At 64.8% G+C, this 5,341-nt stretch carries 4 protein-coding genes; 3 read left to right on the forward strand and 1 reads right to left on the reverse strand.

Annotated elements, in window-relative coordinates; translation table 11 throughout:
• Nucleotides 1-1,268 (forward strand): replication restart helicase PriA (gene priA / locus WA904_RS17680; protein ID WP_425198438.1); only part of this gene is annotated, 1,268 nt, incomplete at its 5' end.
• Between the two features lie 118 nt (nucleotides 1,269-1,386).
• On the opposite strand, the gene WA904_RS17685 is transcribed toward priA, so the two are convergent.
• Nucleotides 1,387-2,340, reverse strand: coding sequence for an AEC family transporter (locus tag WA904_RS17685; protein WP_425198439.1), 954 nt, complete (start codon nucleotides 2,338-2,340; stop codon nucleotides 1,387-1,389).
• Between the two features lie 138 nt (nucleotides 2,341-2,478).
• Between WA904_RS17685 and WA904_RS17690 the strand changes: the two genes are divergently transcribed.
• Nucleotides 2,479-4,620: an ATP-dependent helicase gene (locus tag WA904_RS17690; protein ID WP_425198440.1), complete on the forward strand. Its 2,142-nt coding sequence runs from the start codon at nucleotides 2,479-2,481 to the stop codon at nucleotides 4,618-4,620.
• Between the two features lie 20 nt (nucleotides 4,621-4,640).
• Nucleotides 4,641-5,165, forward strand: a complete 525-nt coding sequence (locus tag WA904_RS17695) for a hypothetical protein (protein ID WP_425198441.1) — start codon at nucleotides 4,641-4,643, stop codon at nucleotides 5,163-5,165.
• Nucleotides 5,166-5,341 lie beyond the last annotated feature (176 nt).

The following is a 5,341-nucleotide window of genomic DNA, read 5'->3' on the forward strand; positions in this document are numbered from 1 at the left end:
CCCCCCCGGGGGGCAGCGCAGTACGCGAAGCGACAAGCGTGGGGGCTATGGTTTCTTGTCGTGTCCTGCTGGGTTCGGCCACGCCTTCGCTGGAAAGCTGGCAGGCGACCGTGGTGGGCCGTTACCAGCGCCTGACCATGAGCGAACGGATAGGGGGCGCGGAGCAGCAGGGCAGCCTGCCGGCCGTCCGGCTGGTGGACATGAACCACCAGCCCAAACACTGCACGATTGCGCCGCCGCTGCTGGACGCCATCGGCCAGCGCATCGCCCGCGGCGAACAGTCGCTGATTTTCCTGAACCGCCGCGGCTACGCCCCGGTGCTGGCCTGCCACGACTGCGGCTGGAAAAGCGAGTGCCCGCATTGCAGCGCCTACCGCGTGTTCCACAAGATAGACCGCACCCTGCGCTGCCACCACTGCGGGTTCACCGAGCGCGTGCCGCGCGCCTGCCCCAGCTGCGGCAACATCGACATTGCGCCCGTGGGCAAAGGCACGGAGCGGCTGGAGGAACACATCGCCGAGCTGCTGGCGGGGGTGACGCGTCCGGACGGCAGCCCCCTGCGCATCGCTCGCATCGACGCCGACACCACGCGGCTCAAAGGCGCACTCGAATCGCAGCTGGCCAGCGTGCATGCACGCGAGGTGGACGTGCTGGTCGGCACGCAAATGATTGCCAAGGGCCACGACTTTCGCCACATCACCCTGGTGGCGGCCATCAACCCCGACAGTGCCCTGTTCTCCAGCGACTTCCGCGCGCCCGAGCGCCTGTTTGGCCTGCTCATGCAGGCAGCAGGCCGCGCCGGTCGTGACGCCGACCATGGCGAGGCCAGCGAGATGTGGGTGCAGACTTTCCATCCGCAGCACCCGCTGTTCGGTGCGCTGAAAAAACACGACTACCCTGCTTTTGCCGTCCAGGAGCTGAAAGAGCGGGAAGCGGCCGGCATGTCGCCTTTCGGCTTTTCGGCGCTGGTGCGCGCCGAAGCGCGGGAGCAGGCGGTGGCGCAGGCGTTCCTGAATGCGGCCGCCGAAGCCGCGCAAACGCAGCAGTTGCCGGGCATGGAGGCGGTCACGCCCTACCCGGCCGTGCCCATGACCATCCAGCGCGTGGCCAACATCGAACGGGCGCAGATGCTGGTGGAGAGCCCCTCGCGCGCCGCGCTGCAACGCTTCCTGGCGGCCTGGCAGCCGCTGCTGCACCAGACCCGACAACAGGGCGACTTCAAAAGCCTGATTCGCTGGGCGATTGATGTGGATCCTCTGTCCATATAACGCCCCCACGCTTGTCGCTTCGCGTACTGCGCTGCCCCCCGAGGGGGCGCTGCGCCTGCGGACAGGCGGAGCCAGATCCGCGGCCCCTGCTTGATTGAAGACCTCCGTGGCTGCTTCGTCAGGTCAGCAAGGCAACAGCCCCGGAGAAGCTGAAAAACGCCAGCACCGTGGACAGCAGGATGATGCGGGCGATGCGTCCGTTGTTGGCGCCAAAACGTTCTGCCAGCAATGAGACATTGCTGGCGCTCGGCAGGGCCGCCACCAGCACGATCACTGTCAGGGCAAAGGGATCCAGAGGCACGCCGAGCTGGATCGCACCCAGCCCCATCAGCCCGACCAGCAGCGGGTGCAGCACCAGCTTGATCAGCGCGACCGGCAGGTAGTCTTTCAGGGGAATCGTTTCCACGCTGTTCATCTGCGAACGCGCCAGCACCGCGCCTATGGTGAACAGCGCGACGGGCGAGGCCGCGTCAGCCAGCAAGGCCACCGTCTGCATCACCGGTGCGGGCAGCGCGAGCCCCAGCCCGGACGACAGGGCGCCCAGCAAAATGGCCCAAGGCATGGGATTGAGGGCCACCCCCTTGAGCGCATTCCTGGCGGCCACTTCCGCACCGTGGATGTCGGCCGAATCGAGCCGCGACAGGGCGATACACAGCGAACTCGTGACCAGCAGGTCCACCACAATGGTCACGATGGCCGGGCCGGCCGCCTGTGCACCGAGCAGCGCCACCAGCAGCGGCACGCCCATGAAACCGGTGTTGGGGAAAGCCGCGACGAGCGCCCCGAAGGAGGCGTCATTCCAGCCGATGCGCCGGCTGCGCGTGACGGCCACCGTGAACGCCACCATGATCAGTGCGCACAGCAGGTACACCGCCACCAGGCTGCCGTCGAGCAGCTGCGCCACCGGCGTGTTCGCACCAAAACGGTACAACATGCAGGGCAACGCGAAGTACAGCACAAAGGTGTTGAGGCCAGGAATCGCGGCCTGCGGCAACAGGCCACGCCGCGCGGCGAGGTAGCCGCACAACACCAGCGCAAAGAAGGGAAAGGTGACGAGGAGAATGCTTAACACAAGCCCTATTGTCACTTGCGAAGTTGGCTTGACGCTGACTGGCTATGATGGCCCGCTTCCGCTTTCACTTTTTTCAGCCGACTCCCCTCGCGGACTGCCGCAAGCGCTTCAGTTTTTTTTGCCTGCCCTGATCACTGCATGTCGTCATCACCGTCCTCCGCCCCTTCGCACGCCAACGGCCTGAATCTCGCGCAACAGGAAGCTGTCAACTACATGCATGGGCCCTGCCTGGTGCTGGCGGGCGCCGGCTCCGGCAAGACGCGGGTGATCACGCAGAAGATAGGCCGGCTGATCCAGGCCGGCCTGCAGCCGCAGGAGATCGCGGCCATCACGTTCACCAACAAGGCCGCGGCAGAAATGCGCGAGCGCGCCAAAAAACTGATCGGCCAGGCCGCCAAGGGCGTGCTGATCTGCACCTTTCACGCGCTGGGCGTGCGCATGCTGCGTCAGGACGGCGAAGCCCTGGGGCTGAAAAAGCAGTTCTCCATCCTGGACAGCGACGACGTCACCAGCATCCTGAAAGACGCGGGCGGCAGCACCGACGCAGCCACCGCCCGGCAATGGCAATGGACCATCAGCGCCTGGAAAAACAGCGGGCTCAATGCCGCCCAGGCGGAAGCGCAGGCCAGCACTGACGAGGACCGCCTGATCGCACGCATCATGGCGCGTTACGAAGAACGCCTGACGGCCTACCAGAGCGTGGACTTTGACGACCTGATCGGCCTGCCGCTCAAGCTGCTGCGCGAGCACGATGCCGTGCGCGACAAATGGCAGAAGTCACTCGGCCACGTCCTGGTTGATGAATACCAGGACACCAATGCCACACAGTACGAGGTGCTCAAGCTGCTGGTCGGCGCGCGCGGCCGCTTCACCGCGGTGGGAGACGATGACCAGTCGATCTACGGCTGGCGCGGCGCGACACTGGACAACCTCAAGAAGCTGCCGCAGGATTACCCCAACCTGAAAGTCGTGAAGCTCGAGCAGAACTACCGCTCGACCAGCGCCATCCTGCGTGCAGCCAACAATGTGATTGCGCCCAACCCCAAGCTTTTCCCCAAGACGCTGTTCAGCGAACTGGGCGAAGGCGAGCCGGTGCGCGTAGTCGATTGCGACAGCGAGGAACACGAGGCCGAACGTGTGGTGGCGCGCATCCAGAGCCTGCGGGCCGAAGGCACTTTGCAGGCCGAGGGCAGCCAGCACAAGGAGTGGAAAGACTTCTGTATCCTCTACCGCGCCAACCACATGGCCAAACCTTTCGAAAAAGCCTTTCGTAAGGCCAATATTCCGTACAAAGTCTCGGGCGGCCAGAGCTTTTTCGACCGCGCCGAGATCAAGGACCTGTGCAGCTGGATGGTCCTGATGGTCAACAACGACAACAACGCGGCCTTCATCCGCTCGATCAAGACGCCCAAGCGCGGCATCGGCCACACCACCCTGGGCGCGCTGAGCACCTTTGCCGAGCAATACAAACTGAGCCTGTTCGAGTCGCTGTTCAGCAACTCCCTGAGCGCGGTGCTGCCGGCCAAGGCGGTCGGATCGCTGCATGAGTTTGGCCGCTACCTCAACGACCTGGAATACCGCGCCAGACGCACTGTAGGCGCCGAGGACGCACGCGCTTTTCTTGCCACCTGGCTCAAGGAAATCGACTACGAAAAGCATATCTACGACAGCGAGGACAGCGAAAAAGTCGCCGCTGCGCGCTGGACCAACGTGATGGACTTCTGCGACTGGATGGCGCAGCGCTGCGGCGGCCAGATTGACGACACGTCCGGCGCCGTGGTGGCCGCCGAAACCAAGACCATGCTGGAGGTGGTGCAGACGATTGCCCTGCTGTCGACCATCAGCGAACGCGAAGGCGACCAGAACGTGGTGACCCTGTCCACGCTGCATGCCGCCAAGGGGCTGGAGTGGCCGCACGTGGTGCTGGCCGGCTGCGTCGAAGGGCTGCTGCCCTTCAAGCTCGAAGACGACGACGGCACAGATGCGGCCAGGACCGAGAACATTGCGCAGCGCCTGGAGGAAGAGCGCCGCCTGATGTATGTGGGCATCACGCGGGCCCAGCGCACGCTGGCGGTCAACTGGCTGCGCCGGCGCAAGAAGGGCCGTGAAACCGTCGCCGGCATTCCCAGCCGCTTCATTGCAGAGATGGGGCTGGACAAGACCACGGTGAAAGAAGACCCGCGCGAGAAAATCAGGGCGCTGCGGGCCGAGTTTGCAAAACGCGCCGCCGACACGGCGCAGGCCAACAGCGAAGCCGAGGCCGCCAGGAACGCCGCCTGATGAGGGCACGAGTACACGCCATGACACCTTTTCATTCATTCACACTTGCTCTGTTTTTAATAGCTGTTTGCGCAGCACCCATAAGGGCAGACGCCCAGAACAATGCAGAAAAACCGGCAACTGCAGCGGAAGGCTGCGTGCCGGCCGCACAGCTCAAGCCGGTGCAAATCCATGGCCTGTGGCGGGTCAGGTTCGCCTCAGCACCTGCAGGGCTGCCCGCCGATGCCACAATGCACCTCGAACGGCACGCGGAATTCAGCGACAGCGTGGCGGGCTATGTGAGCCGCGACCTGCGGTCGGCAACCGGCACGCAGGCCGGAACCGGTCATGCCGCCAGGGCGCAACTGGCCGGCGACCTGGAGAACGGCTTTTTGACGCTGGACGAATCATCCAACGGCATCAACATCACAGCCACCTGGAACGGTGAAATGGCAGAAGGCTCATGCGGAAAAAAAGTGACAGGCACATGGAAAGACACGAGCGCCGGAGCGCCGGCCGACACACCGGAGATCCCGTTCACGCTGGAAAAAGTCCCCGGCTGGTGACCATGGCTGCACCCCTGAAGAAAATTTTCGCATCCCGCCTGGTATGGGCGGGGCTGCTGGCGGCTGGCGTGGTGCAGGCCCAGACCGGCGTCACCGCACCGTCTCCGCCCGAGCGCAACCGGTTCGGCTGGCAGGCCTGCCAGGCGATGGGTGCCGATCCGGCGGCCCAGCTGGCC

It is taken from the genome of Polaromonas sp. (genome assembly GCF_049790275.1).
In the GTDB taxonomy this organism is placed as follows: Bacteria; Pseudomonadota; Gammaproteobacteria; order Burkholderiales; family Burkholderiaceae_C; genus Polaromonas.

Coding starts and splice junctions, on each gene's coding strand:
- WA904_RS17690 (WP_425198440.1), top strand. CDS start 2,479: ATGTCGTCATCACCGTCCTCCGCCCCTTCGCACGCCAACGGCCTGAAT.
- WA904_RS17695 (WP_425198441.1), top strand. CDS start 4,641: ATGACACCTTTTCATTCATTCACACTTGCTCTGTTTTTAATAGCTGTT.